24 protein-coding genes are annotated in these 26,393 nt (G+C 68.4%); 4 read left to right on the top strand and 20 right to left on the bottom strand.

Translation table 11 applies throughout. The features are described from left to right. The first annotated feature begins 17 nt into the window (after positions 1–17). Both AZL_RS00775 and AZL_RS00770 read left to right on the top strand, forming a co-directional pair. The gene (locus AZL_RS00775; RefSeq protein ID WP_012972771.1) at positions 18–566 is read left to right on the top strand and encodes an NUDIX domain-containing protein; all 549 of its coding nucleotides are present in this window, start codon (positions 18–20) and stop codon (positions 564–566) included. A 132-nt stretch (positions 567–698) separates the two neighbouring features. Continuing rightward, entirely contained in the window at positions 699–1,463 is a 765-nt protein-coding gene (locus AZL_RS00770) for an MOSC domain-containing protein (protein WP_247894238.1), read from the top strand. 2 nt (positions 1,464–1,465) lie between these two features. Here AZL_RS00770 and AZL_RS00765 read toward each other — a convergent pair whose 3' ends face one another. The 20 genes from AZL_RS00765 to AZL_RS00670 form a co-directional block, all read right to left on the bottom strand. Beyond that, positions 1,466–1,903, bottom strand: a complete 438-nt coding sequence (locus tag AZL_RS00765; protein ID WP_012972769.1) for a DUF4167 domain-containing protein — start codon at positions 1,901–1,903, stop codon at positions 1,466–1,468. Positions 1,904–2,185: 282 nt separating this feature from the next. Further along, positions 2,186–3,034, bottom strand: a complete 849-nt coding sequence (gene prmC / locus AZL_RS00760) for a peptide chain release factor N(5)-glutamine methyltransferase (protein WP_012972768.1) — start codon at positions 3,032–3,034, stop codon at positions 2,186–2,188. A gap of 83 nt (positions 3,035–3,117) precedes the next feature. Further along, entirely contained in the window at positions 3,118–4,203 is a 1,086-nt protein-coding gene (prfA, locus tag AZL_RS00755) for a peptide chain release factor 1 (RefSeq protein WP_012972767.1), read from the bottom strand. Then, a complete protein-coding gene (gene hemA / locus AZL_RS00750; RefSeq protein WP_012972766.1) occupies positions 4,178–5,509 on the bottom strand; it encodes a glutamyl-tRNA reductase in 1,332 nt (443 codons plus the stop codon). Before hemA ends, prfA begins: the two co-directional genes overlap by 26 nt. A gap of 37 nt (positions 5,510–5,546) precedes the next feature. Next, entirely contained in the window at positions 5,547–6,707 is a 1,161-nt protein-coding gene (gene ispG, locus AZL_RS00745; protein ID WP_012972765.1) for a flavodoxin-dependent (E)-4-hydroxy-3-methylbut-2-enyl-diphosphate synthase, read from the bottom strand. A gap of 167 nt (positions 6,708–6,874) precedes the next feature. After that, on the bottom strand, positions 6,875–8,149 hold the full coding sequence (locus AZL_RS00740) for a helix-turn-helix domain-containing protein (RefSeq protein ID WP_042442260.1): 1,275 nt from the start codon (positions 8,147–8,149) through the stop codon (positions 6,875–6,877). A gap of 168 nt (positions 8,150–8,317) precedes the next feature. Next, positions 8,318–10,174: a hypothetical protein gene (locus tag AZL_RS00735; RefSeq protein WP_042442259.1), complete on the bottom strand. Its 1,857-nt coding sequence runs from the start codon at positions 10,172–10,174 to the stop codon at positions 8,318–8,320. After that, on the bottom strand, positions 10,171–10,350 hold the full coding sequence (locus tag AZL_RS00730; RefSeq protein WP_042442258.1) for a hypothetical protein: 180 nt from the start codon (positions 10,348–10,350) through the stop codon (positions 10,171–10,173). Before AZL_RS00730 ends, AZL_RS00735 begins: the two co-directional genes overlap by 4 nt. A 9-nt stretch (positions 10,351–10,359) precedes the next feature. Further along, entirely contained in the window at positions 10,360–11,718 is a 1,359-nt protein-coding gene (locus AZL_RS00725) for a TadE/TadG family type IV pilus assembly protein (RefSeq protein ID WP_042442257.1), read from the bottom strand. 37 nt (positions 11,719–11,755) lie between these two features. Continuing rightward, the gene (locus tag AZL_RS00720; protein WP_012972761.1) at positions 11,756–12,397 is read right to left on the bottom strand and encodes a TadE/TadG family type IV pilus assembly protein; all 642 of its coding nucleotides are present in this window, start codon (positions 12,395–12,397) and stop codon (positions 11,756–11,758) included. Continuing rightward, complete coding sequence (locus AZL_RS00715; protein ID WP_042442255.1) at positions 12,394–12,969, bottom strand: TadE/TadG family type IV pilus assembly protein; 576 nt, start codon at positions 12,967–12,969, stop codon at positions 12,394–12,396. Before AZL_RS00715 ends, AZL_RS00720 begins: the two co-directional genes overlap by 4 nt. Positions 12,970–12,980: 11 nt before the next feature. Continuing rightward, positions 12,981–13,985, bottom strand: a complete 1,005-nt coding sequence (locus tag AZL_RS00710) for a type II secretion system F family protein (protein WP_012972759.1) — start codon at positions 13,983–13,985, stop codon at positions 12,981–12,983. Position 13,986: 1 nt separating this feature from the next. Continuing rightward, on the bottom strand, positions 13,987–14,946 hold the full coding sequence (locus AZL_RS00705; protein ID WP_012972758.1) for a type II secretion system F family protein: 960 nt from the start codon (positions 14,944–14,946) through the stop codon (positions 13,987–13,989). Then, the gene (locus AZL_RS00700) at positions 14,943–16,322 is read right to left on the bottom strand and encodes a CpaF family protein (RefSeq protein WP_012972757.1); all 1,380 of its coding nucleotides are present in this window, start codon (positions 16,320–16,322) and stop codon (positions 14,943–14,945) included. The genes AZL_RS00705 and AZL_RS00700 overlap by 4 nt, the downstream gene beginning before the upstream one ends. Positions 16,323–16,330: 8 nt before the next feature. Then, positions 16,331–17,539: an AAA family ATPase gene (locus tag AZL_RS00695; RefSeq protein ID WP_012972756.1), complete on the bottom strand. Its 1,209-nt coding sequence runs from the start codon at positions 17,537–17,539 to the stop codon at positions 16,331–16,333. A gap of 20 nt (positions 17,540–17,559) precedes the next feature. Continuing rightward, positions 17,560–18,264 carry a CpaD family pilus assembly lipoprotein gene (locus AZL_RS33230; RefSeq protein WP_012972755.1) on the bottom strand — a complete coding sequence of 235 codons (705 nt, stop codon included), beginning with the start codon at positions 18,262–18,264 and terminating at the stop codon, positions 17,560–17,562. Positions 18,265–18,274: 10 nt separating this feature from the next. Further along, on the bottom strand, positions 18,275–19,750 hold the full coding sequence (locus AZL_RS00685; RefSeq protein ID WP_012972754.1) for a type II and III secretion system protein family protein: 1,476 nt from the start codon (positions 19,748–19,750) through the stop codon (positions 18,275–18,277). Further along, the gene (gene cpaB / locus AZL_RS00680) at positions 19,747–20,613 is read right to left on the bottom strand and encodes a Flp pilus assembly protein CpaB (protein WP_012972753.1); all 867 of its coding nucleotides are present in this window, start codon (positions 20,611–20,613) and stop codon (positions 19,747–19,749) included. Before cpaB ends, AZL_RS00685 begins: the two co-directional genes overlap by 4 nt. A 61-nt stretch (positions 20,614–20,674) precedes the next feature. Beyond that, positions 20,675–21,142: an A24 family peptidase gene (locus AZL_RS00675; RefSeq protein WP_012972752.1), complete on the bottom strand. Its 468-nt coding sequence runs from the start codon at positions 21,140–21,142 to the stop codon at positions 20,675–20,677. Between the two features lie 13 nt (positions 21,143–21,155). Further along, positions 21,156–21,335 carry a Flp family type IVb pilin gene (locus tag AZL_RS00670; RefSeq protein ID WP_042442253.1) on the bottom strand — a complete coding sequence of 60 codons (180 nt, stop codon included), beginning with the start codon at positions 21,333–21,335 and terminating at the stop codon, positions 21,156–21,158. A gap of 610 nt (positions 21,336–21,945) precedes the next feature. Between AZL_RS00670 and AZL_RS00665 the strand changes: the two genes are divergently transcribed. Together AZL_RS00665 and AZL_RS33225 are read left to right on the top strand one after the other, a co-directional pair. Further along, on the top strand, positions 21,946–24,897 hold the full coding sequence (locus AZL_RS00665) for a tubulin-like doman-containing protein (protein ID WP_012972750.1): 2,952 nt from the start codon (positions 21,946–21,948) through the stop codon (positions 24,895–24,897). After that, positions 24,897–26,318 carry a PstS family phosphate ABC transporter substrate-binding protein gene (locus AZL_RS33225; protein WP_012972749.1) on the top strand — a complete coding sequence of 474 codons (1,422 nt, stop codon included), beginning with the start codon at positions 24,897–24,899 and terminating at the stop codon, positions 26,316–26,318. Before AZL_RS00665 ends, AZL_RS33225 begins: the two co-directional genes overlap by 1 nt. Positions 26,319–26,393 lie beyond the last annotated feature (75 nt).

The following is a 26,393-nucleotide window of genomic DNA, read 5'->3' as shown; positions in this document are numbered from 1 at the left end:
TCCCCGTTCCGGATTTCATGATGACCGATCTGGCCGCCTCCGGTTCCCGCACCAAGCCCTCCCCCACCGACCAGCCGATGCCGCGAACCCCGACAGGGCGCCTGCTCCGTCTCGCCTGGAGACTGCGCGGGCTTTGGCACCGGGTGGCGCGGCCGCTGACCATGGGGGTGCGGGCGATCATCGTCGACGAGTCGGACCCGGCCAGCCCCCGCGTTCTGCTGATCCGGCACAGCTATGTCGATGGTTGGCACCTGCCCGGTGGCGGGGTCGGACGGGGGGAGACATTGATCGACGCCATGCGCCGCGAGGTTCGCGAGGAGGTCGGCTTGATCGCCGACCGCCCGGCTCAGCCATTCGGCATCTACGCCCGCTTCCGCAACGGCGCGAGCGACCATGTGGCGGTGTTCGTCGTGTGCAGTTGGAGTGGCAGTCCAAAGGCCGACGGAGTCGAGATCGTCGAGACCCGCTTCTTCCCGCTGGACCGGCTGCCGGCGGGGCTGTCGCCCGCCACCGGGCGACGGCTGGAGGAGTTTCTCGGCCGGTGCCCTGTCGCCGAACGCTGGTAGCCGTGGCGGAGGGTGGAGGCGGAGCGGGTGGTCGGACCAGCCATCCCCGTTGCCAAGGCGTGAGAAACATGCGCCGCATCGGTTGACAGGGGTGCCCGCGCCCTCTCATTGTGCAGTGCAATGAACGCCACAGTGACCGCCATCAGCCGCTACCCCGTAAAGGGCATGAGCGGCCAGGACCTGCCCGCCACCGAGCTGACCGCCGGTCAGGCGATCCCGCTCGACCGCAGATACGGGCTGCTTCACGGCCCGGCGGCGCTGGATGCGGAGACGGAGGGCTGGCGCCTGCCGTCGGATTTCTTCACGCTGGACCGTACGGAAAAGCTGGCGGCCCTGCGGACGGAGTTCGACGAGGCGACCCGGGCGCTGGTCGTCCGCCGCGGCGGGCGGCAGGTGTCGCGCGGCCGGCTGGACCAGCCGATGGGCCGCACCCTGCTGGAGCAGTTCTTCGCCGCCTATCTGGCCGGGATCGTCCCCGGCATGCCGCGCCTGATCGAGGCACGGCAGGGCGGCTTCGGTGACAGCGAGGAGCCGTCGGTCACCCTGCTGAACCTCGCCAGCCTGCGCGATCTGGAGGAACGGATCGCCAAGCAGCCGGTCGATCCCCGCCGGATGCGCGCCAATCTGCTGGTGGATGGCATCGCCCCCTGGGCGGAGCGCGGCTGGATCGGCCGGAGGTTGACGGTCGGCGCCGCGACGCTGGAGGTGGTGGAGGCGCTGGACTGCACGCCCGGCAACGATGTGAACCCGGATACCGGCGTCGCCGACCTCAACCTGACCAAAATCATGGAGCGCGGTTACGGCCACGCCCAGATCCTGCTGCGCGCCCGGGTGACCGGCGGCGGCCGGATCGCGGTTGGCGACCCGGTCGCGGCAGTTGGCGCAGCGGTCGGATAAGCTCAGGCGTTGACGGCCGCCCGCTCCTCGCCGTCGGTTTCGTCCTCGATGCCCGAGCCGTCCTCGTCACCGCCATAGGGGACGGTCTGCGGCTGATGGCCGTGCCCGTTGCCCGGCTGGCCACCGCGCTGGCGGTTTTCCGATTCCTGAATCTGGTTGATGATGCGCAGGTAATGCTCCGCATGCTGCAGGTAGTTCTCCGCCTGCACGCGGTCGCCCGACGACATCGCGTCACGGGCCAGCGCCTGATATTTTTCCTGCACCTGCCACGCATTGCCGCGAATGCGGACATCGGGGCCGTTGCTGTCGAAGGTCTGATGGCGCAGCGGAACATTCTGGCGCCGGCCGGCACCGCCGCCCCCGCCACCACCGCCGCCGCTGCCCCCGCCACCGCTGTTGCCACGACCACGCGAACGCCTGGAGTTCGGTCCCTGTCTCATTCGGCTCTTAAGGCCCCATGCAAGAGAAGCGCAGTCCCCGGAACGCTCCAGCGGCCTTCCGGCCTTCCGGCCCGGCCACCGAGCCCACCATGGACGATTTCCATGGGCCGCTCACGGGGTTCAAACGACGCGTCCGCATCACGTGCGGCAGGCCATCGCGGTCAGAGCTCGGCAGAAAACCATCCGAGTTTGTTGCTCCGCAGGCCATCGGTTCGCGGTCGTGTACCGCACACTACCCGCCAGAGCCCACCAATCCAACCGTTTTTTTGGATGGCCCGCCGCCTATGGCGCCATCCGCGCCCTGACGCAACGCTTTACCCCACCGAGGTCACACAGGATCGCGGTCTCGCCCATCCCCTGCGCCTCGACCAGCGCCGCCACATCCTCCGCCTGGCCCCACCCGACCTCGAAGGCGACCAGCCCGCCGGGGAGCAGCAGGCGCGGCAGCTCGGCGGCGAGGATGCGGTAGGGCTCCAGCCCGTCCGGTCCCCCATCCAACGCGCGGAGCGGGTCATGATCACGCACCTCCGGCTCCAGCGCGGCGATGTCAGCGCTGGGGATGTAAGGCGGATTGGATACCACGATATCGAAACGATCCCTGATATCCTTCGCCCAATCGCCGATCTGGAAGCGGGCGCGGTCCGCCAGCCCGTTCCGCTCCGCGTTCCCGGCCGCCGCCTGCACCGCCAGCGGGCTGAGATCGACGCCGACACCGGTGGCGTTCGGCAGTTCCGATAGCAGCGCCAGCAGGATACAACCTGTTCCGGTTCCGAAATCAATCAGGCGCAGCGGAGCCTTGCGATCGGGAATCGCGGCCAGCGCCGCCTCCACCACCGTCTCGGTGTCGGGCCGGGGTTCCAGCGTGTCGGGATTGAGGACGAGATCGATGGTCCAGAACTCCCGGTGCCCCAGGATGCGGCCCACCGGCTCCCGCGCGGCGCGGCGTTCAACCAGCGTCAGAACATGGGCGGCATCCTGGTCAGGGACGGGTTGTTCCGATTTCGTAATGAAATCCGTGCGGGTGAGTTTGAGCGCATGCTCCAGCAAATAGCGGGCGTCGAGGTCCGGCGTATCGACACCGGCCTCACGCAGCCGCGCCTCGGCCCGGGCGCGCAGGGTGCGGAGGTTCATGGATATACGCCCTCTCTACGCAACAGTTTCTCCCCTCCCCCGCTGGGCGGGGGAGGGACCTGGGTATCGCTCCGCGAAGAGCCTCACCCCAGCTCGGCCAGCCGGGCGGCCTCGTCCTCGGCGACCAGCGCGTCGACCAGCTCGTCCAGCGCCTCGCCGGCCATCACCTTGTCGATCTTGTAAAGCGTCAGGTTGATGCGGTGGTCGGTCACCCGCCCCTGGGGGAAATTGTAGGTGCGGATGCGTTCCGAGCGGTCGCCGCTGCCGACCTGGTTCTTGCGGTCGGCGGCGCGGGCCGCGTCCTTTTCGGCGCGTTCGCGGTCGTACAGCCGGGCGCGCAGCACCTTCAGCGCCTTGGCCTTGTTCTTGTGCTGCGACTTCTCGTCCTGCTGGCTCACCACCAGCCCCGTGGGCAGATGGGTGATGCGCACGGCGCTGTCGGTGGTGTTGACCGACTGGCCGCCGGGACCGGAGGAGCGGAAGACGTCGATCCGCAGATCCTTCTCGTCGATGTGGATGTCGACCTCCTCCGCCTCCGGCAGCACGGCGACGGTGGCGGCGGAGGTGTGGATGCGGCCCTGCGCCTCGGTCGCCGGGACGCGCTGGACGCGGTGGACGCCGGACTCGAACTTCAACTTGGCGAACACGCCGCGGCCGGTGATGTTCGCGGTGGCCTCCTTGTAGCCGCCGATGCCGGTCTCGCTGACGTCCATCGCCTCGAAACGCCAGCCATGCAGGCCGGCATAGCGGCGGTACATCTCGAACAGCTCGGCGGCGAACAGGGCGGCCTCGTCGCCGCCGGTGCCGGCGCGCACCTCCAGGATGGCGTTCTTCTCGTCCGCCTCGTCCTTGGGCAGCAGCGAGATCTGCACCTTGCGCTCCAACTCCGGGATGCGCTTGGTCAGGAGGTGGAACTCCTCCTCCGCCATCGACCTCATCTCGGGATCGGCACCGGAGTCGCCCATCATCGCCGCTATCATCTCCGCCAGATCGGCGGCCTCGGCGCGGCCCCTCTTCAGCTCGGCGATGGCCGCGGCGATCGGGGTGAGGTCGGCATATTCCTTGGACAGCCGGGCGAAATCGCCGGACTCGGCAAGGCCGGCCGCAAGCGTGTCGCGCAGCTCGTCATACCGGGCCATCACCTTATCGAACTTCTCGTCCAGGCTCACGTCGCTCGTCCTTATCCCGTTCGTTCTCTTCCAGTGCCGCGCCCGTCACCCTGTCCAGCCCGAACAGCCGGAACATCAGCCGCTCGGCGGCGGCCCGTTCGGCCAGACCGTCGCCGCTGCCGTCGGCGGCCAGCGCCCGCAGCGCCTCCGACGGGACGTGCAGCAGCCGGTTGACCAGCAGCCGCGTCGCCGACGCCGCATCCAGATCGGCGTGCCCGGCCAGCAGGCGCCGCCGCTCCGCCTCGAAATGACTGCGCAGCGCCGCCACGGCCGGCACCGCGGCGCGTTCCGCCCGGTCGCGGGCGAAGGCGGCCAGCGCCTCGTCCACGATCATCCAGGCCGCCTGGGTCGCCGCCTCGCGCCCGACGCGGCCCTGCAACGCCACCCGCTCCAGATCGCCCAGATCATAGACGAAGGCGCCGTCCATGCCGGCGACCGCCGGATCGACATCGGCCGGGATGGCGGCATCGACCACGAAGACCGGCCGGCGGCGGCGGCGCCTCAGCACCGCCTCCATCATCGGGGCGGTCAGGATATAGCGCCCCAGACCGGCCGCGGTCACCAGGATATCGGCGCCGGTCATCGCCGTCTCCAGATCGGTCCAGGGGGCGAAATGCCCATCGAGCCGCCGCGCCGCCGCTTCCGCCCGACGGTCCACCGGGGCCGCCACCGTCAGCCGCGGCAGGCCCGCCTCGCGCAGCCCCTCCAGCACCAGGGCGCCCATGTCCCCCAGCCCCACCAGCAGCGCGCCGCAGCGTCTGATGTCGCCGTGCAGGTCGCGCGCCACCTGGATGGCGGCGGCGGCCAGCGAGGTGGCGCCCTCCGCGATCGGCGTTTCGCTGCGCACCCGCTTGGCGGCGGCATAGGCGGCTTGCAGCACCGCCTCCAGCTCCGGCCCGGTCAGCCCGGCACCGGCGGCGCTGCGATGGGCGGCCTTCAACTGGCCCAGGATATGCGGTTCGCCGACGATCTGGCTGTCGAGCGAGCAGGCCACCGCGAACAGGTGGCGCGCGGCGTCGATGCCGGTGCGGGTGTAGAGCTGCGGCGCCAGATCGGCGGTGGCCAAGCCGGCGCGGTCGGCCATCAGTTCGGCGATCGCCAGCGCCGCCTCGGCCGGGCGTTCATGGACCGCCTGCACTTCCACCCGGTCGCAGGTGCTGAGCCACAGCGCCTGTCCCACGCCCGCGGCGCGCAGCCGGTCCAGCATGCCCGCCACTTCCGCCTCGTCGGTGGAGAGGCGGTCGCGGACGGCACCGGAGCAGGTCCGGTGGCTGGCGCCGATGACGAGGTAGGAGGTTGTGGTCACGCCTGGGGTCGCCGTCCCTGCCCGAATCGCGGGCAGCTTACTCCGCGGCGGGAGCCACGTCTTGCCCGCTCTCGGCTTCGGCCGCCGCTTCCGCCGCCGCCTTCGCCGCCTCGATCTCCGCCGCCTTCCTCTCGACCAGCCCGACCAGATGCTGGACGATGTCCTGGTCCTTCAGCCGGTGGTCGGTGACGCCGGACAAATAGACCTGATGGGTGTTGTTGCCGCCGCCGGTCAGGCCGATGTCGGTCTCCCGCGCCTCGCCCGGGCCGTTGACGACGCAGCCGATCACCGACAGGGTCAGCGGGGTGGTGATGTGGGCCAGCTTCTGTTCCAGCAGTTCCACCGTCTTGATGACGTTGAAGTTCTGCCGGGCGCAGCTCGGGCAGGAGATGACGGTCACGCCGCGCCGGCGCAGGCCCAGCGACTTCAGGATATCGTAGCCGACCAGCACCTCTTCCGCCGGATCGGCCGACAGCGAGACGCGCAGCGTGTCGCCGATGCCCGACCACAGCAGCATGCCGAGCCCGATGGAGGATTTCACCGTCCCGGCCCGCAGGCCGCCCGCCTCGGTGATGCCGATGTGCAGGGGATAGTCGCAGGCCTCGGCCAGTCCCTGATAGGCGGCGACCGCCAGGAAGGCGTCCGACGCCTTCACCGAGATCTTGAACTCGCGGAAATCATTGTCTTCCAGGATTTTCGCATGGTTCAGCGCGCTCTCGACCATCGCCTCCGGACAGGGCTCGCCATATTTCTCCAGCAGATCCTGCTCCAGCGAGCCGGCATTGACGCCGATGCGCATCGAACAGCCATGGTCCTTGGCCGCCTTCACCACCTCGCGCACCCGCTCGGCCGAGCCGATGTTGCCGGGGTTGATGCGCAGACAGGCCGCACCGCTCTCCGCCGCCTCGATGGCGCGCTTGTAGTGGAAATGGATGTCGGCGACGATCGGCACCTTGACCTGACGCACGATGTCCTTGAGCGCCAGCGCCGACTCGCGGTCGGGGCAGGAGACGCGGACGATGTCCGCCCCCACCCGCTCGGCCGCCTGGATCTGCTCCACCGTCGCCTTCACGTCGGTGGTCGGCGTGTTGGTCATGGTCTGGACCGAGATCGGCGCGTCGCCGCCGACCAACACGTTGCCGACACGAATCTGGCGCGATTTGCGGCGAAGGATCTGGCGGTAGGCGCGCACGGTCATCTCAGGTCAACCTCTGGACAGCGGAACGATCCGGGGAACGGGGGCCGGATGCCGCATCCTAGCGCAGCCGGCGTCAGGCCAGAAGTGCGCTCCGGCCCCCGGAATTCCAAGGGGGCGGGGTGGTGGGGCGCCGCCACCGCATGGCTGGCGCCCCACCACCCCGGCTTTCAACGCCGCACCACCCCGCGGGAGTCGATGGTGACATCGCGCAGCACCTGCCCGACCGACCCCAGCGGCGGGCTTTCGCCGCCATCGGCCATCACCACCAGACCGCCGGCGTTGCCGGTGCGGATCTTGACGTTCGGCTTGTCGGGAACGCGGAAGGTATCACCCGGCTTCAGCACGCGGGTGAAGACGATCTCGCTGCCGTCGCGCACCTGCAGCCAGCTTTCCTGCGTCGCCTTCAGGATCAGTTTCGCGTTGGTGTTCAGCGTGCCATAGACCTTGCCGTTCGCCGGCACCGTGGCCGTGGGAGCGGCCGGCGCCGTCGGCGGTGCGGCCGCGGCGTTCAGCGGCGTCGGCTCCTGCGGCGACGCATCCTCGTCATCCTCGGCCGGCGGGGCCGGCACGTTGACCATCCCCTGCCCGCCCGTCTGGTTGGCCGAGGGTTGAGTCACCGAGGGCTGCGGCGGTTGGGTCTGGGATGGCTGGGTCTGGGGCGGCAACGCGGCGACGGCCGGCGGCTTGGCGGCTCCCCCCGGCGGAGTCGGCGGCACGGCGGCGGCGGTCTGCGGCGGCTTGCCCGGCGCAGACGACGATGCCGCTCCGGACGCCGCCCCGGACGCCGCACCCGAACCCGCGGACGCGGAATTTGCCTGGGTCGGGTTTGCCGAGGAAGGATTTGCCGCCGAGGGAGTCGTCTGCGGGGCGGCGGAAGCGATCACCGGCGCCGGCACCGTCGGCTCCGCGCCCGGTTGCGGCACGGCCCCGGATTGTTCGGGCGTCTGCTCCGCCGGCTTGGTCGACACCCCGTCCAGCAGGGAGACCAGCCGATCCGGCAGGGTCGGCACGAGGTCGGCCACGGAGCGGTCGGTGGCCGACAGATAATACCAGCCGCCATAGACGATGCCGGCAAGCACCAGCGTGCCGAGCAGCAGCGTGCCGCCCGACGCGCGCCCCTCGGCCGCCGGCGTCGGGAGATACAGCTCCCGCGGGCGAACCGTGCCGGCCGCCTCCTCCTTGTAACGGGCGACGACCATATCGGGGTCGAGCCCCAGGCATTCCGCATAGGAGCGCAGGAAGCCGATGGCATAGGTGCTGCCCGGCAGTTCCTGATACCGCCCCTCTTCGATCGCCAGCAGGTACGGGTAGCGGATGCGCAGCATCGTCGCGACGTCGCGCAGCTCATAACCATGCGCCATCCGCGTCGCGCGCAGCGTCTCGGAGACGGAGGGGCCGGACGGGGCCGTATCGAAATCGTCGAAAACCTTGCGCTTGGCCATGGCTCGCCATCTGCTCGCAGCTTGCGCGCACACCGGAAGATGTGCGCAGCGGGGTCATCCGCGTGGATGCAACTTGCGAAATGGGTACGACATGCCGACCCCACGGCGCAACCGCAATGACCGTGGAATTGGGGGCCTGATCGTGACAAGTGGGCGGGACCGCCTCGCTCACCTCACTTCGAACAGCATCGGTTGGGAGTTGCGGTAACCAACGGCGGGATGCAGCCAGTCGGGTGGCGTGCCGCGGGACAGCAGGCCGCCGAGCGACAGGCCATCCGTCGGCACGCCGTAGCGCGGTTCCTTCGGTTGGCAAGACAGAACCCAGCGGATACCCAACCGGTCGATGGCCGCCCGCCCCTCCTCGGACGGGGCATCCCAGATCCGCGTGAACTGCGCCAGCCCGACCGTCCCGCGATGATAGAGCGCGCCGACGACGCGGACGTTTCTCGCCCGGAACAGAAGCTCCGGCGCATAGTTCGGAAAGACCAGGACCATCCCGACGTCATGATCGCGCAGCAGGGCGCCGACGTCGGCCAGCGGACAGGAAACGCCAAGATAGCGATCGTCGTTGGACAGGTCGTTGGCCGCGACGATGGAGGCCGCGACGCCCGTCGGAACGCACAGCGCGATCAGTCCGAGAACGAACATGGCCGGTTTCCTGACCGCATCGGACAGCACGGGATGGGTGCGCAGATACTCCATCCCGATCACCAGCCCGGCCGCGCCGGCGACGGCGGTGTAGACGGAGAACCGGATATGCAGCGCGCCCAGCAGGATGCAGGCGCCACCGCAGGCCAGGACATAGGCGGCGTCGGCGAAACCCGCGAGACGCCGCGCCACCAGCGTGGCCGCCACCGTGCCGAGAAGGCCCAACCCGCAATAGACCACGAATTCCCGCAGGTCGCCGACCGGCTTCATTTCGGAGATCCGGTTCCAGTCGAACGCTTCGGAGGCGGTCACCATCACCTCCGCCGGCACGCGCAAGGCATCGGCGAAGCCCATCGCCCAGCCGCCGCAGGCCAGCGCGACGCTGGCGACGAGCAGACCCAGGCGCGCCGGCATCCCGGCCGCGGCGCCGGCGGACATCGCCGCGGCCACCAGGGCGCCCGCCATCGCCGCGAAGACGAAAGGCCGCGACAGCCGGTCCATTTCCACCCCGGCCAGACCGCTCTCCGGCGGATCGAGCAGGATGAAGGCGGCCATGGCGGCGCACAGAACCATGCAGGCGACCAGCAGGGTACGCGCGATCCGTCGGCGTCCCACCGGCGTCGGGCCGAGAAGCCAGGCGACGCCGACCCCGCCGAACGCCATGACCGCGAAGACCAGGCTTTCGACGCTCAGCCAAGCCCCGACCGCCGTCGTCATCCCAAGCATCGCCGCCGCCCGGCCGGAGGGGCGCAGCCTTGCCCGCAGCGCGGAACCGGCGACCAGCGCGACCGCCGCGCCGAGCAGGACATGATGGTCCGCCACGCCGAACCGGCCGTAGGAGTAGAGCATCGGCGTTATGCTGACCAAACCGCCCAGCGGGGTGCGCGAGGTGCGCGTCGGCACCAGCGGCGCCACCGCCCAGCACAGCGCGACGGCCAACGCCGCCTCGCCCAGCGGGCCGACCATACCGGCAACCGCGGTCAGCGCGCCGTCCAGCCCGAGAAACGGACGGAGGAGCCAGACGAACGGAAACATCATCCCTTCGAGCAGATGGCTCCAGTGGAGCGACAGCGGGCCGCCGGAATCGGCGCCCGGAATCGACCACGCCATCTGTCCGGATTCGATGATGAGGCGCAGGCGGACAAGACGCATCCAGGTGTCGGGGTCGTCGATCGTCGAACCGTCGAAGGCGATCAGATGCGCCCGCGCCGACAGTGCCATCACCATGACGAAGGCCAGACCGCCGGCCATCGCCAAGTCCGCGGCGCACCATCCGCCGGTCTGGCCGAACCTGGTCCGGGGCGCCTCGGCGGAGCGGCGCCCCTCGCCCCCGTGACCGGCGCCGCCATCCGGGCGGGCGGGCGGCGGCACCGTCACGACGCGCTTCCCCCGAACAGGATGGCGAGGCGCATCAGCATGGCGGTGATCGCATCCATCGCCGGGGGGATGGCGACGGTCAGCGTCACGGCGATGATCCCGAGAAGGATGGCGTATTCGACGGCCGAGGTGCCGGTCCGGTCGGTCGCCAGCCGGACAAGTAGATTTGAATCCATGCTCGGCCCTCACTGAACAAGTTTCATGGTGGTGAGATCGGTTCCCACCTGCGTGAAGGCTTTGGCCAGGTCCTGCGGCAATGCGGCGTGGTAATGCTTTGACGGATCGCTCGCACAGTCCGACATCTGCTGTTCGTCGGTGTCCGATCCGTATGTGATGGTGTAAAGAACGACGTTGTGATCCTTCTTCGCCGCATTGCATATGGTCATCAGGTCGGCATCCGCCTTGCTGGCGTCCGCGACGGTCTGATAGGGGTCGGAGTAATAGGCGGTGTAATTGCGGCCGGCGATGTGGTTCACGCCGTCGGTCATCAGCACCAGCACTTTTTTCATGTAGGGAAGGTCGTAATCGAGCGGCAGGCTGGCGCCCGGCTGGTCCTTGGTGTTCCACAGCCCGCGCCAGCTCGGCGTGAGCATGCGCCAGCCCCACACCAGCCCCTCGCCGATCAGCGTGTCGCCACCGGCCACATAGGACTTGATCGCCTTGTCGGCGTCGCCGCGATTCGGCGACAGGGCGCTGCTCGTCCCCAGGGTCGACGCGCCGCAATACTGGATTTCAACGCCGTCGGTCGTCGAATCGAACTTGAACGTCTTCGGCGGAGCGTTGCTAAGCCTGCTGCCGTTGAGCTTCCCATTGACCGTCGCCATCGGACAGTTCGCCATTCCGCCGACGACGGGGGCGACGATGTCGGCCTTGTTCTTCAAGGCGCTTTGCAGAACATTGACCGCGCCGCTGTAATGGACGATGCCGACATACAGGTTCTTCCTGGTGTCGGCATTGCCGTACAGCATGTCGAGCAAGGCCTTGACCCCACCCCTGAGATCCTCCTGCGACCCTTTCATCGACGCGGAATTGTCGAGCACGATGACCAGTTCCATACCGCCCTGGTTGGAGGTCTGGGTGGTGAAAACGGCTCCGCTGGCCTTGGAGATGCCGACACTGCCGATGGTCGGACCGCCCAGCGTCTCGACCAGCGGGGCGAACACCAGCGGAAGCGTTGCGGTCACGGTCACGGTGAAGCCCTGGACGGTCGGTGGCGTTCCGCTGGTCGCCACCGAAAGGCTGGTCGTCGCCCCCATGGTTCCCGGCGGGAAATTGGCGTCGAAATAACTCTGGGCCAGCGCCTTCAACTGATCATTGGTGCTGACCTGGAAATTCTCGCGGGAAACCGCCAGCGTGGCCGCATCGGCCGCGTAATAGATCCGCGAGCTCACGAACTGCGCGCGCGCGAAATCGATGGCCACCCCCAGCATGCCCAGCAGAACCAGGAAGGACAGCGCGACCATGATGGCGACCGAACCGCGCCGGTCGGCGGCCACGGCGACCAGCGGCGCGAAGACCCTGGCTGGAGGAAGCGGTCGTTTCATTCCTGGTCTCACTGATGACAGCGCCCGGAAGACGGGGTCAGCTGGTGGTGATGGTGCGCAGATCGGTGGTGTAGCGTGGCCGGAAGACCGCCGAACGGGCGATGACCGGCTGGAAGATCGTCAGGGTGCTCCAGGGCCGGTAGCTGTAGAAGACCTCGGCGACGATGACGTTGTGCGCCGTCGGCAGCACCTCCCCGGCCGGCAGCGTCGCCTTCCCGTTGACCTTGCCGACGGACGTTCCGGCGCCCGGCGTCGTGAAGCCGCTGGCCTGCTGCCACAACACCGTCTGAACGGCGAAGGCATTCGCGGGGTTGGTGACGTACCACCCCACGCTCGACAGGATGACCGCGCCGCCGCCGTCGAGGCCGAGGTCGCCGGCCGTCACCGCCGCCGCCTTGAAGATCGTCTGGACGTTGCAGGGCGAGGTCGGGTTGACGGTGGGCGCGTAGATCGTCTGGCATTTCGTCGCGAGGTCGGCGGCCGTCACCGCCGCGCGGTCGAGCGCGGCGAGGGTGCGGAAATAGCGGGCGACATCCAGGGCGCCGACGACCAGCAGGAACAGCAGCGGCACCAGGATCGCCGTCTCGATCGAGACGGCGCCGCGGCGGTCGCCGAAGACGGACCGCCCGCCGGCCGGCGTCCGCGGGGGCGGCCACGGGAAGGGCGGGGGCGGCGTCATTCGTTCTTGACCACGATCTGGACGGAGAAATGCGCCTCGTCGTCGCCCGCCAGGCCCTTCCAGACCGGTGTCAGATAGGGGCGGCTGGCGGTGATGCGGTACAGCACGATATCCCCGCTGCCGCCCGCGCCGCTGGCGGCCATGTTGCCGTCCCATTTCCCGTTCTTGTTGATATCGGTGTAGGGCTCCCCGCTGTCCCAGGTTCCGTTGTGGTTGAGGTCGGTCCAGGGTTCGGGCGCGGGCAGGTCGAAGCTGGAATAGACCCACATGGTCACGAACACCTTGCCGGGATCGAAATAGCCGGCGGTGAGGGAGGTCACCAGGGCCTGGATCGCGTCCTCGCGGGTCTTGTAGCCGGTGGGAAGCACGCCCGTGACGCCGGCGCGCGACGCCTGCCGGGCGGCGAGCTCCAGGCAATTTCGGCTGAACTCCAGCATGCCCAGCTCGAACACGGCGATGAAGACCAGGATGATCATCGGCGCCACGATCGCGAACTCGACCGCCACCGATCCCTTGCGCCCCATGACGGGGATCATGACGGGGATCATGACGGGGATCGATGGTTTCGGCATGGACGGCGGCCTCACTGGACCCAGGTCCTGGCGACCTGGATGACGGCGGGACCGGCGACGATGATGAAGACGGCCGGCAGGATCAGCACCATCAGCGGCACGCTGATGAGCGCCGGCAGCCGGGCCGCGCGCTCCTCGATCGCCATCATGCGGGCATGACGCATCTCGGCGGCCAGCGTGCGCAGGGCCTGGGTCAACGGCGTGCCGTATTTCTGCGCCTGCAACAGCGTGGCGACCAGCGAGCGCAGCGCCTCCAGGTCGTTGCGCTCGGCCAGATTGCGCAACGCCTCGCGGCGGTCGGTCAGCACCCGCAGCTCGTCGGCGGTGATGACCAGCTCCTCGCTCATGGCGCGGGCGGCGAGCCGCATCTCCCGCCCGACGCGGGCGAGCGACAGATCGAGGCTGTAGCCGGCATTGGCGCAGATGATCAGCAGGTCGAGCGCGTCGGGCAACGTGCGCGCGATGGCGGACTGCCGCCGCTTGGCCAGCAGCGCGAGGATGCGCTCCGGCAGGATCGTTCCGGCATAGGCGGCGGCGATGATCGCCCCGAAGCGCGGGACGGCCCCGCCGGACACCAGATCGAATCCCAGCACCGCCACCATCGCCAGCGCAATCGCCGCCAGCCCGAAGACCAGCTTGGCGGTGAGGAACAGCGACACGGTTTCCGGATCACGGAAGCCGGCGTTGAGCAGACGCTGCCGGATGCGCGCCTGCTCGGCGGCGTTGGCCATCGCCAACGACCCGAGGATCCCGTGCGCGGAACGCAGCATGCGGGCCGCCAGTTCACCCGGACGGCGGACGGAAACACCGGGATCCTCGTCATCGGCCGCATCCACGAGAATGCCGGCCTGCCGGCGGGCCACCCAGTCCAGCCGCTCCCGGACGGAATCGCCGCCCCGCGCCGCCATGGCGGCGGCGACGGCGACGGCCGCCAGCCCCAGCAGGGCGAGGACAAGCCCCTCGGCGCCGGTGCCCGCCACCGCCGCGTACCACGAACCTCCCCAGCGGTCGTCCATGTCACGCCTCCGCCCGGGTCATGCGCCCGATGACGAACATGCCGAGGCCGAGGCAGGCCGCCGCCGCCGCCAGCAGCTTGTGCCCCAGCGGATCGGTGAACAGGTTCAGGACATAGGTTGGATCGACGGCGAAGATCAGGCCGCCCGAAACGAAGGGAAGCGAGGCGACGATGTTCGCCGACATGCGTCCTTCCGCAGTGAGCGCCTTGACCTTCAGCCGCATGTCCTTGCGCTTGCGCAGGATGTCGCTGAGATTGCCGAGCGTTTCGGCCAGTTGCCCGCCGGTTTCCCGCTGCACCACCAGCGCGACCACGAAGAAATCGAAATCCGGCAGCCGGACGCGGGCCGACGACTGGCGCAGGGCGTCCTTCAGATCGACGCCGATCGACACCTGGTCGGCGACGCGGCGGAATTCGGAGCGCACCGGCTCCTCGGTTTCCCGCCCGGCCGCGATGATGGCTTCGCTCACCGGAACGCCGGCGCGGCTGGCGCGGACCACCAGATCGATGGCGTCCGGCAGCCGGTCGAGAAAGCGGATGGTGCGGCGGTGGGTCAACATGCCCAGGATCTGCCGGCCGGCCCCCAGCCCGACGAGAACGGCGATGGCCAGGGCCGGCGGCAGCGAAAGCGCCCGCCCGGCCAGGAACAGGGCGACGGCGAAGGCGGCGACCGCGCCCAAGGCCGCCGGCCGGGCCGCCGCCCAGCCGCCGGCCGGCTCGATCAAAGCTTCCAGGCGGCGCATCAGGCCGTCCCGCTCACCGGCGCCCTCGTCGACGGACAGGAGGGTTTCCCCGTCGGCGACGACCGACACCGGCGCGCTCAGCGCCGTCAGGCGGTTCGACACGGCGCGGCGGCGCTCGGTCAGCGCGCCGCGCAGCACCAGCGCCAGCAGGATCACGCCAAGGATCAGCAGGAAGGCGCCGAGGCCCGGAGCCAGCGCCGCGAGGATCTCCGGCGTCATGGCGTCTTCATCGCCGCCATCAGCGCCTCCTCAAGGCCGTAATAGGCCGCTCGGCGGGAGAAATGCGGCCGGACGCCGGTGCTGACGAAACTGCCGATGACCTTGTCGCCAAAGGACGCGGCGTCATATTCGAAGACGTAGAGATCCTGGGTCGTGATGATGTCGCCTTCCATGCCGATCACCTCGGTGATGCTCTGGAGGCGGCGGACGCCGTCGCGCATGCGCTCGATCTGCACCACCAGATTGACCGCGCTGGCGATCTGCATGCGGATGGCGCGGATCGGCAGGTTGGCGTTCGACATCAGCACCATGTTTTCCAGACGCACCAGCGCGTCGCGCGGCGTGTTGGCGTGGACGGTGGTCATCGACCCGTCATGGCCGGTGTTCATGGCCTGCAACACGTCGAAGGCTTCGCTGCCACGGGTCTCGCCCAGGATGATGCGGTCGGGGCGCATGCGCAGCGCGTTCTTGACGAGATCGCGCTGGTTGATCTCGCCATGGCCCTCGACATTCACCGGACGGGTTTCCAGGCTGACGACGTGGGGCTGCTGCAATTGCAGTTCGGCCGCGTCCTCGATGGTCAGAACCCGTTCGCGCGGGTCGATCATCCGGGACAGCGCGTTCAGCAGCGTCGTCTTGCCCGAACCGGTGCCGCCGGAGATGACGATGTTGAGCCGGCAGGCGGCGGCGATCTCCAGCAGCTTGGACATGCCCGCCGACAGGTTCTCCTGGCGCACCATCTGGGCGAAATCGACCTTCCGCTTGGCGAATTTGCGGATGGAGATCACGCAACCATTCAGCGCGACCGGCGGCAGGACGATGTTGACGCGGCTGCCGTCGGCAAGGCGCGCGTCCACCGTCGGGCTCGATTCATCGACGCGGCGGCCGATCGACGCCGCGATCCGCTGCGCCACGTTGGTGGCGTGGGCGTCGTCGCGGAAGCGGCAGTCGGTCAGCTCCAGCTTGCCATGGCGTTCGACATAGACCTGATGTGGACCGTTGACCATGATGTCGGTCACCGTCTCGTCGGCCAGCAACGGTTCCAGCGGCCCCAACCCGAACATGTCGTCGAGGACGCGCGTGACGATCTGTTCCTGTTCGGCCGCGTTGATCGGCAGCCGTTCGGCCGCGGTGATGGCCGCGACGATCTGGACCATGTCGTCCTGCAACCGCTCGCGCCCGGTCGTCACCACCGCCGACACGTTGATTCGCGAGAACAGCTTTTCCCGGATCAGCAGTTCCATCGGATGGCGGTCGGCCACCATCCCGGCCGCGGCCGCCGTCTCCGAGGCGGCGGCGGCCGGGACCTCCGGTTTTTCCGCGGCCGGGGCCTGCTGAACCGAGGAAACCGCCGATTGAAGCTTGCGTCCGAACATGGAGGACCTCAGCGCCTGAGGAGACGGGCGATCAACGAGCGCTGGACCACCCGCTTGCCCATCAGGTCGTCGGTGATGCGCATCAGTTGATCGGTCGCCGGACAGCGGCGCTGCGCCAGCAGCTTGCCGGCGTTGTCGGCGAACATGGCGTGGCGGGTGAAGGGAATTTCGTGGTCGGCCCGCCGCCCGACCGCCTTCTCGAAATCGCGTCGGCTGATATCCGCCTGCGACGGCGGGACGGTGTGGCTCAGAACGAGGACCAGCCGCTGGCCGATGTCGTCGCGCCCGGCCATCTTCATGATCCGCATGACGTCGCGAACCGAGGCCACCGTGGGATTGGCGACCACCACGCGGATTTGCGCCTGCGACAGCAGATGCTGATAGATCGGGTCGGGACGCCGGGGAACGTCGAACATCACGTAATGGAACCGCTGTTCGAGATCCCTGATCACCTTGTCCAGCGACTGCGGCTCGTAGCGGGTGTCGTCGCCGAGCGGCTCCTCGGCGCTCAGCACCGACAGCCGTTCACCGTGATGGACAAGCGTGCGGTCGAGGAACACGTTGTCGATACGGTGGGCGTTCTTCAACGCCTCCATCATGCCGGCCTGTTTCTTCAGGCCCAGCATCAGGCTGATGGATCCGCATTGCAGGTCGAGATCGACCAGCGCCACCTTGCGGCCGATCTTGTTCGCCAGAAGCCAGCCGACATTGGTCATCACGGTCGAGGTGCCCACCCCGCCGCGCGCGCCGGTGACGGCGATGATCTTGCCGGTGCGCTGGCGGACGGCCCCGCCGGACTGGCCGCCAAGGGCGACGGAGATGCTGCGCCGCAACAATTCCGTCGTCACCGGCTTGACGAGATAGTCGGAGATGCCGAGATGCATGAGGTCGCGGAACAGGCCGATGTCGTTCTGCTGGCCGATCACGATCACGATCACGCCCGGCTCGCAGGCGTTGGCCAGCTCGTCGATGTCGGCCAGCGGCAGCCGGGAGCTGGAGACATCGACGATCAGCACCCGCGGCGGAGCGGCGGTTCCGAGATAGGAGATGGCGTCCCGGACGCTTCCGCGGCGGATGACCGTGAAGGTCATCACCTGCTCCTGGACGAGCATGCGCAGCGAATTCTCCGTTTCGCCGTCGGCGATGAAGGCCGCGACCTCCGCGGCACCGCTGCGCTTGGCCGGCTTGGCCGAAACCGATCTTCCGAGGATGGACATCGCGAGCCCCGCCCGTTCGCTTACTGGTTTCCGGATTCGGAGGCCGCGCCGGACGTCACGCCGGAATTGCCAGGCCGCGGCAGGCGGTTCGTCCGGTAACGGCCGACCGTATCCTCGGCCAGCGCGCCCGACGCCGGACCGGAGCGCTGCGGCTCGATCAGGTCGCGCGGGTCGGCGAGCATCAGGCCGAGATTGGCCGTCGTCGCGCAGCCGAGGCGCGGCGGGGGCGGAGGCGCCCGCCCCAGATCGAGAGGCGTATCGTTCTCCCGGTCAAGCAGCGTGTCGCGGTTGAGCGGCGGGCAGTCGGGCAGCACGGCCGTCGCCGTCTCGCGGCGCAACCGCAGCTCGTTGCCGACCGGGCGGTTGACCATGGACACCGAGATGCCCCGGCCAGGCACGCCGGCGGCGGTCAGCACCGCGATGACCCGCTTCACCACGCCGTCGGCGACCCGGTCGCCCGGGGTGAGCCGGATTCGGACGGCATAGGGATTCCCCTCCTCCATCACGAAGCGGCGCAGGCGCTCCACGCTGGCCCCGTCCAGCGGTCGCGCGCCGGAAAGCGGGGAGAGCGTGGTTTCCGCCGTGGCCACATCGACCGTCAGCTGTTGCTGGACGGCGGTGTTTTCCTGGTAGAGCGGCGTCGGCGTGCATCCGGCGAGGACCACCGAGGCCAGCAGACCGGCAAGTGACGCGATGGCGGACGGCGGGAAGGCGGGCGAGCGCATGGGATGCACCTCAATAGATGAAGCCGGCGGGGCCGTAATAGGAACCGGCCGGCTCCGGAAGGCCGAGAGCCTGCTGGCGACGCCGCAGAAGCTCCTCCACCTCGCGGTTCGGCTTGGTGCCCCGCTGCGGGATGACACCCGGACCCCGCTGGATCGGGTTCACGACATAGGGGGTGACGATGACCACGAGCTCGGTCTCGTTGTTGATGAAGCGGCGCGACCGGAACAGCTCGCCCAGCACCGGAAGGTCGCCGAGACCGGGGAATTTCTTCAGCGAGCTGCGGTTGCTGTTCTGCAACAGGCCACCGATGGCGAAGCTTTCGCCGCTGCCCAGCTCGACCGAGGTTTCGACACGGCGCACGGTCAGGGCCGGGATGGTCAGGCCGTTGACGGTGACGGCGCCGACATCCGTCAGTTCGCTGACTTCCGGACGGACCGTCAGCGCGATGCGGTCGGGCGCCAGCACCGTCGGCACGAAGTTCAGGGCGACGCCATATTGCTTGAACTCGACCTGGATCTTGTTGGAGCCGCTATCCCCCGCCGAGACCGGAATGGGGAATTCCCCACCCGCGAGGAACATGGCGGGCTTGCCCGACATGGCGACGAGATTGGGCTGGGCCAGCAGCGTCACCAACCCCTGGTCCTGCATGGCGTCGACGATGCCGGCGATGTTCGCCTTGCCGTTCGAGCTTTTGAGGATGCCGGCGAGCGACGAGGCGCCGGTGGCGGAGCGCTGGATCGCTCCGCTCGTCGCGTTGAGGAAATCACGTCCGAAGCCCGGCGCGATGGCGAAGTCGCCGATCTTGACCGCGCCTTCCCAGTTGAAGCCGAGCTCCTGGGTCACCGACCGCGCGACCTCCGCCACCTGCACACGCAGCGTGACCTGGACCGGGCCGGTCACCGCCATCTGGTTGACCACCTTGTCGTCCGGACGGGCGAAGCCGTTGACCAGCTCCATCACCGATTCGGCGATGGCGGGCGTCGGCACCTCGCCGGTGACGATCAGGCGGTTCGGCGCCGACGTCACGGTGACCGGCATGCCGGGGAAGCGCGCGGTGATCTGTTCGCGCAAAGGGGCCAGGCTGTGGATGACGCGGATGTCGCGGTGCAGCACCACCCGGTCGCCCTCGGTCAGCGCATAGACGGTCGTGCGCCCGGGCTTGCGCCCCAGCACGAAGATCACCGTGCCGGAGGCCGCCTGGACGTCGGCGATCTCGGGGTCGGCGACATAGACATTGGTGGCCGGCGCCGACAGCCGCACCATTTCGCTGGTGCCGACGTCGAGGGTCATCGTGCCGGCGGTGGCGCCGGTCTCGCCGGTTCCCGTCCCGGCCGCCCGAACCGGACCGGAAAGGGCAAGCGCCACCGCAAGCCACAGCAAGGCGGCCGCGATCCGGGCGGCGGGCAGCGGCGGTGTCCGGAACATGGGCACGGGGAAGCACTCCTGCATCTTGCGGGCGGGGACCGTGAAATGGGACGCGGTCATGGCGTGGAACGGGTCGTGCCGCGGATGATGACGGGAACCGGCGGCTTCACGACCGTCGGCGCGTCGGGCGACGGCACGGGGGCCGCCGGCGGGCGCGGGGTGACGACCGACACGTCGGTCGCCCAGACCACCGACGCCTCGCCCTTCCTCCCGGCCTCGCCCTGGCCGTCCGGCGCGCTGGCGAGGCTGCGCAGGCTGAGCGTCAGCTTGCCGAGATTGGCCGCCACCGAGATCACCTGCGCCTGCTTGGCCGTCACCTCCAGCGTCACGGTGCGGGCCACGCGCGCGGTCTGTCCCGGCTCCTCGCCTTTCGGAAAATCGGTCCGCTGGTCGACGGCGAGGACGCGGAGATTGTCGAGGATCGTCTCGGTGGCGAGGCGGCGGGCCGCCCCCTCGTCGTTGGCCTCCTGGGTCAGCAGCAGGTCGACATGGTCGCCGGGAAAGATCAGCCCGGCGGTTCCCGACACCTCGTTCACCGCGACCGAGGCGGCGCGCATGCCGGGCGCCAGGACGGCGGCGAGAAAGCCGCGCTCGCGCGGCGAGAGAAGCCGGTCGCGCGAGATGATCTCCCCCGCCTTGACGGCGTCGCGCACCACGGCTCCCACCAGCGAATCGATATTGTCCTTGCCCTCGACCAGGGTTTCGGGCCGCAGCGCGTTTTCCGGGAAGGCTTCCCAGCGCACCGACATCGGTTGAAGGAAGGAACCGGCGGGGAGATCGGCCGCGGCGACGGCGATCCGCCGTTGCGGGATCTCGACGGCCGCTGGCGCGCCGCGCGCACCGACCGCGGCCTGCACCATCAGGCCGCCGACGACGGCCATCGACACAGCCGCTATTCCGAGGAACACCGTCCCGAGCTTCATCGACGTTCGAACCCCATGAGATGGCCGCCCCGGCCGCGGCCCACGCCCCCGGGCCCCCCGCTCAGCCGGGTGCGAGGAAAGGGATTGAAAGAAGCGCCGCCGCGCCGATGGCGACGCCGTAAGGAAGACCGTCCATTTCCCCGGCGCCTTCCCGGGAAAGGAGGCCCAGCCGCCGCAGCCCCCGCAGGGCAAGGGCGCCGAAGGCCATCAGCCCGCCGATCAGGGCCGTTCCCAGGAACAGGCCCGGCAGACCGGATAGACCGGTCCACAGCGCGGCCGCGGTCATCAGCTTGACGTCGCCGCCGCCGACCAGACCGGCGAGAAATGCGGCGAGCAGGATCGCGAAGGTCAATCCCGCCGCCGTCGCCGCCAAAACCGGATCGAACCGCCCGGGATCGGCGGCGGTGGCGACGGCGAAGAGCACCGCCAGCGCCAGCGAAATCCAATTCGGAATGGTGCGCCGACGGATATCGCTGACCATGGCCCAGGCGAACAGGCCGCACAGGACGACCGATAGACCCCAGTCCATGCGCCGGCGGTGATCAGGTCGGCGTCTTGGCGCTGATCTTGCTGGAGATCGCATTGAACATGCTGTTCAGATTGCCGCCGACAGCGGACACGCCGCCGATGATGGCGACGGCGATCAGGGCGGCGAGCAGGCCATATTCGATGGCGGTGGCGCCACGATCATCTTTGCGCAGACGGCGAAGAATTCCGAACATTTCATTTCTCCGGGTGGTCATGACGGAACGCGGATCTGCCGGCGCCACAATCAAGGCACATGCTGGTGACCCCGTATGGCATCCAGCCTAGGCGGATGGTCGATTACCATGTTGGAACACAGGTTATCAACGGATAATCGATTAATGTTTCAAGTCAATGTTATTTAATTTCGTGAAAACAGCGAGTCTTCATCGATTCATCATAAAAGCTTAACAGTCTTTGGCTATGAGCAGACTACAGACTCCTCTTACAAATCTATACAACATTAAGACTTCGAACATATCAGAATATTATATTCACATATGTCAAGTATTTGAAAATACAAAATATTCATATATCATAATTGTGCAATTAAAATCGCCGACACAAATCTTAAATCTATTGAGTCTATAATAGATTTTCTCGCAAAACCCCTTACGTCAACAAAAATTCTCACGGAAAGCAACTTTACGAAGCGTGGCTATATCTATATAAGGTGCGACTCAACATGTGTGACGGCGACGTCCTCCGTGCGGCGCCTTGATTCTCGTTTGGAGCTTGGGCTCGCGTCGTGCATTCCTCCAACTGCGCCCATATTTCCGATCTGAAACCCGGCGTCCGAGGTGTCGCATGGCCCATGTTCTGATCGGGCTTGGCGCGACCGGCGGTCATGCGCTGACGGCGTTTCGCAGGATCGCCGAGCAGGATGCCCAGACGGAGCAGCCTGTCGGCCCGGACGTCAGCTACCTCATCGTCGAGGCGGCGACCGATGTCGCCGGAGCGGCACCGATCTCCGACTGGCTGCGGTCCGGGACCTTCCTGCCCGAGGAATTCCTGCTCGTACACCCCAGCAGCCTGAAGCACGGCGCGCCGCGCATGCCCGGCCATCATTTCTCGCGCGCCCTGTACGAGCGCGTGGAGCGGGCGATGCGGGACGACGACGACCGCCATCTGGCGGCGCTGTGCGCCCAATCGCGGCGGCTCGGCCGGCTTCTGCTCGCCTGCAACGCCCCGTCCTTCATGGCGGCGCTCGACCGGGCGGTCGACGCGCTGCCGTCCCTCGGCGGCGCGCCCCTCACCTTCCACATTGTCTATGGCCTCGGCGAAGGGCCGGGAGGCGGGCTGATCGAGGCGGTCGCCGGCATCCGGATGCGCTGGCGCGACCCGAAGCGGGCGCGGATCGTGGTCTATGCCCGCATGCCGGACCCCGACGATTCCGGGGACGACACGGCGGCCGCGGCGCTGGCCAACGCCTATGCCGCCATGGTCGAGTTGCAGGCGATCGTCGCCGGCGAGATCGGCGCCGCGGATTTCACCTTCGGGGAGACGGGCGTCGACCAGCACGCGCCCCTGAACGCGGCCTACCTGTTCGGCGGAAGCCTGGAGAACGGCCAGCCGCTGTCGGCGGACGACGTGCATGAAGCCGCGGCCCAGTTCCTGCGCCAGCGGATCGCCATCGACCGGGGCGATGTCGATGGAAAGCGCCTGCGCCAGTTGGAGGATTCGGCGAACGGCTTCGGCGCCGGGCGCTTCCCCTGGTCGGACGGCGGCGCGATGACGGTGCTGGCCTTCGGTTCGAAGCGGCTGGTCTCGCCGGAGCCGGAAATCCGCGAAGCGCTGGTCCTCTCCTTCGCTCGCGCCGGGTTGCTGCAATTGCTGCACAACAACTGGCGCGACGGCGCGGGATTCGTCGATGAACCCCCGGAATCGCCCGGTGGGACGACCTGGCCCCGCGACGCGGAGAGCCGCTGGTTGATTTCCGAAGACCATCTGCTGCTGTCGCAGGCCTTCCTTCCGCAGGATCTCGCGGACAAGCGCTGGCGTTCGATCTCCGACGAATGGTCCTCCGTGATGGAGGGCTTCAAGGACATGGCGCGCCTGCAAGAGCGGCCGAAATGGCTCGATACCCTCATCGCCCTGTGTCATCGCCGCTATGCGGAGGATTTCAGGGGCGTCGGCGTCGCCAATTTCTATCGGTCGCGCTACATGGAAACGGTGTATATGGCCGCGATGGTGCGCGCGAGCATCGAGCGCGACCTGATCGACGGCTGGAAGGACGGCCGTTGGTCGCTGGGGGAACTGGCCGGCATCGTCGATTCCCTGATCGCCGCCCAGGAGGACAGGCTCGCCGCCATCCCGGAACGGGTCGCCCGGATCCGCGGCTCGGAAGACGAGACGCGCGCGCGGATCATCGGCGTCTTCCAGAAATGGGCCGCCCTGGGCCGGTTGGCCCGGTTGTCCGGCAAATGCGAGCAGATTCTCGACGAGTGCGTCATCCAGCTGCATGAGCTGAACGTGAAGATGACGCGGGCCGAAGCCTGGGCCTTCGCCGGCCAGCTGCTGCCAGCCATCCTGACGGAATTGCAGAATCTGAGGAGCATCATCGAATCGGTGACGCGCTCGGTGGCCGACGCCGTCAATGCGCTCGACCAGCGGCTCGACCGGCTGGGCGACGTACTGGAGGCGATGCCCAACGCCTATGCCCCGGTGGTGAGGCTGTTCAACCGCGACCGTGTGCGCGGCATCGCCGCCGCCACCCTGACCGACGAGCGCGTGCAGCGGCACCATGTGGCGACGATGCGCGACGCCATGATCGGCGATCTCGGGCCGGAGCAGGGCTTCCACGATCTGCTGGAGCGCTTCAACGGACCGAACCTGACCCAGACCATCCGCCAGATCGGTCAGGCCAGGATCGACGACGCGCACGCCAGCCATATGGGGGCGACCGGCGAGCGGGTCCTGCGCCTGACCGTGTTCGACCAGATCCGGGACATGTATGGCGGCGACCCGGCGGCGCTCCGCTCCTTCTTCGACACGATCCTGTCGGCGACCCATTGCTTCGCGGAACTGACCGAGCCGGCGGCGGCGCAGGCGCGGCGGCAGTTCGCCCTGCTGCCGCGCGGCGCCAAGCAGGAAGCGTTTTCCAAGCAGGTTCGGGCCGGAATCCGCGCCAGCGCCGGAAGCGAGATCGAGTTCCTGGAAACCGACCAGGGGCCATTCGAAATCGGGATCGTCACGATCCAGACCATCCCCTCCCTGTCCCGCTTCACCAACCTGGCCGCCTACGACACCGCCTATCAGACGCGCCTGTTCGCCGACACCGCCACGGCCTTCTACGACATGCACACGGTGAGCAACGCCACCGACCTGAAGCCCCTGACCGTCCAGGGCGGCGAACGCCAGAAGGAAAAGGCGGCGGGCTTCACCCTGCCGCATCTGCTGATCGGCGTCGCCCTCGGGCATGTCTTCCGCCGCAAGGGCGACGCCCTGGAACCGGACCGCTACCTGCTGGTGCCGAAGGATGCGGACGGCCTCGACGAGGAGCCGATCCTCCTTGGCGAGGATCTTCTCCAGTCCTGCGACAGGCTGGTGCCGTCGACCACGGCGCTGCTGTGCGCGAACAACACGCTGACCCTGTCCGCCGCGTCGCCGGAACAGCGCGAGGACTGGCTGCGAAGCGTGGTGTCGCTCGTCAATCGGGTCAAGGCGGATCGGGGCAATGACCCGGTCGACCCGATCTACCGCAAATTCGTGGATGCGGCCCGGACCGCCACCCAGATGATTAGGGGAGACCATCGATAATGGCCAACCGGATGGGGATGTGCCCGAACATCGGGAACTGCTCGGTCGCCAACAGCCGCACCCAGGTTCCGCTGACCGAGGAGGAGAATGCCGCCTGCCCCGAATGCGGGCGCCTGCTGATCACGGTCGCCGCTCCCGGCGGGAAAAGCATGGGGGGCGGGCGCGGCAAGCTCGCAGCGGCGGCGGCCCTGCTTCTGCTGGCCGGCGGTGCGGCGGCTTATTTCGGCGGGCTGGTCGGCACGCGGGAGCAGGCCTCGCCGGTGGCGGTGGCGGCATCGGCATCCCAGCCGGCACCGCAGCCGATGCCGCGTCCGGCCGCCCCCGCCACCCCTCCAGCGGTCTCCCAGCCCCAATCGGCTCCAGTCCAATCCGCGCCGGCCCGTTCCGAGCCGGCGCCGCCGTCCCAGCCGTCGAAGCCGGCCGACGGCGCGGCACCGGCGGCGGCACCCGCGGCGGCGCCCGCCCCCGCACCCGAGGCGCCGGTGATCCTGCGCATCTCGGGCTCGAACACCATCGGGGCGAAGTTCGGGCCGACGCTGGTCGAGCGCTTCCTGGCCTCCGAAGGCTATTCGGTGGTCGGCCGCCGCTCCCCCGTCGCCGACGAGTTGATCATCACCGCGACCCGCGATGGAAAGCAGGTGGCGGTGACCGTGGCGGCGCACGGATCGGCGACCGCCTTCAGCGATCTCGAACAGGGCAAGACCGACATCGGCATGGCGTCGCGCCCCATTTCCGCCGCCGAGGTCAACCGCCTGAAGACGCTGGGCGACATGACCTCGCCCTCGAACGAGAATGTCGTCGCGCTCGACGGGCTTGCGGTGGTCGTCCACCGCAGCAATCCCCTGGCCGCGCTGTCGACCGCCCAGATCCGGGATCTGTTCAACGGCAAGGCGACCGATTGGTCGCAGGTCGGTGGACGGGCGGGGCCGGTCCATCTGTTCGCGCGTGACCATAATTCCGGGACCTTCGACACCTTCCAGGCGCTGGTGCTCGGGAAAACGCCGCTGAGCGACAAGGCGCAGCGTTTCGAGGACAGCCGCGAACTGGCCAATGCCGTGGCCGCCGACCCCAACGGCATCGGCTTCATCGGACTGCCCTACATCGGCCCGACCAAGGCGCTGGCGGTTGCGGAAAAGGACGCCAATCCGCTGCTGCCGACGGTGTTCACGGTCTCCACCGAGGATTATCCGCTGTCGCGACGGCTGTTCCTTTATGTTCCGACCACCTCCATCAACCCGCTGGTCCTGAACTTCATCGAATTCGCGCTGTCCCCGGCTGGTCAGGGAATCGCGGCGGAAGTCGGATTCGTGCCGCTGACCATCGATTCGGACATCGTCACCTCGGTCCCGGAGACGGCGCCTGCATATTTCGGCGGAAAGCACCCAGCGGGAACGGCGGAAAGCGCCCGGGCAGAACGGTGAAAGCGCCCAGCCGTTTCGGTGAATTCGCCCACCCGTAGGAGTGGTGGTATCGGGGTCCGAACCAGCCTTTGGCAT

The sequence above is a fragment of the Azospirillum sp. B510 genome, from assembly GCF_000010725.1.
In the GTDB taxonomy this organism is placed as follows: Bacteria; Pseudomonadota; Alphaproteobacteria; order Azospirillales; family Azospirillaceae; genus Azospirillum; species Azospirillum lipoferum_B.
This window is presented reverse-complemented; position numbering and strand designations above follow the sequence as displayed.

Bases quoted from the DNA above. Each gene is read 5' to 3' on its own strand.
- AZL_RS00740 (WP_042442260.1), bottom strand. From the start codon at position 8,149: ATGGCCAAGCGCAAGGTTTTCGACGATTTCGATACGGCCCCGTCCGGC.
- AZL_RS00675 (WP_012972752.1), bottom strand. From the start codon at position 21,142: ATGGACTGGGGTCTATCGGTCGTCCTGTGCGGCCTGTTCGCCTGGGCC.
- AZL_RS33225 (WP_012972749.1), top strand. From the start codon at position 24,897: ATGGCCAACCGGATGGGGATGTGCCCGAACATCGGGAACTGCTCGGTC.
- AZL_RS00670 (WP_042442253.1), bottom strand. From the start codon at position 21,335: ATGTTCGGAATTCTTCGCCGTCTGCGCAAAGATGATCGTGGCGCCACC.
- AZL_RS00765 (WP_012972769.1), bottom strand. From the start codon at position 1,903: ATGAGACAGGGACCGAACTCCAGGCGTTCGCGTGGTCGTGGCAACAGC.
- AZL_RS00705 (WP_012972758.1), bottom strand. From the start codon at position 14,946: ATGACGCCGGAGATCCTCGCGGCGCTGGCTCCGGGCCTCGGCGCCTTC.
- prmC (WP_012972768.1), bottom strand. From the start codon at position 3,034: ATGAACCTCCGCACCCTGCGCGCCCGGGCCGAGGCGCGGCTGCGTGAG.
- AZL_RS00685 (WP_012972754.1), bottom strand. From the start codon at position 19,750: ATGACCGCGTCCCATTTCACGGTCCCCGCCCGCAAGATGCAGGAGTGC.
- AZL_RS00775 (WP_012972771.1), top strand. From the start codon at position 18: ATGATGACCGATCTGGCCGCCTCCGGTTCCCGCACCAAGCCCTCCCCC.
- cpaB (WP_012972753.1), bottom strand. From the start codon at position 20,613: ATGAAGCTCGGGACGGTGTTCCTCGGAATAGCGGCTGTGTCGATGGCC.
- ispG (WP_012972765.1), bottom strand. From the start codon at position 6,707: ATGACCGTGCGCGCCTACCGCCAGATCCTTCGCCGCAAATCGCGCCAG.
- AZL_RS00665 (WP_012972750.1), top strand. From the start codon at position 21,946: ATGGCCCATGTTCTGATCGGGCTTGGCGCGACCGGCGGTCATGCGCTG.
- AZL_RS00720 (WP_012972761.1), bottom strand. From the start codon at position 12,397: ATGACGCCGCCCCCGCCCTTCCCGTGGCCGCCCCCGCGGACGCCGGCC.
- AZL_RS00710 (WP_012972759.1), bottom strand. From the start codon at position 13,985: ATGGACGACCGCTGGGGAGGTTCGTGGTACGCGGCGGTGGCGGGCACC.
- AZL_RS00715 (WP_042442255.1), bottom strand. From the start codon at position 12,969: ATGCCGAAACCATCGATCCCCGTCATGATCCCCGTCATGATCCCCGTC.
- AZL_RS00695 (WP_012972756.1), bottom strand. From the start codon at position 17,539: ATGTCCATCCTCGGAAGATCGGTTTCGGCCAAGCCGGCCAAGCGCAGC.
- AZL_RS00700 (WP_012972757.1), bottom strand. From the start codon at position 16,322: ATGTTCGGACGCAAGCTTCAATCGGCGGTTTCCTCGGTTCAGCAGGCC.
- AZL_RS00725 (WP_042442257.1), bottom strand. From the start codon at position 11,718: ATGAAACGACCGCTTCCTCCAGCCAGGGTCTTCGCGCCGCTGGTCGCC.
- AZL_RS33230 (WP_012972755.1), bottom strand. From the start codon at position 18,264: ATGCGCTCGCCCGCCTTCCCGCCGTCCGCCATCGCGTCACTTGCCGGT.
- AZL_RS00730 (WP_042442258.1), bottom strand. From the start codon at position 10,350: ATGGATTCAAATCTACTTGTCCGGCTGGCGACCGACCGGACCGGCACC.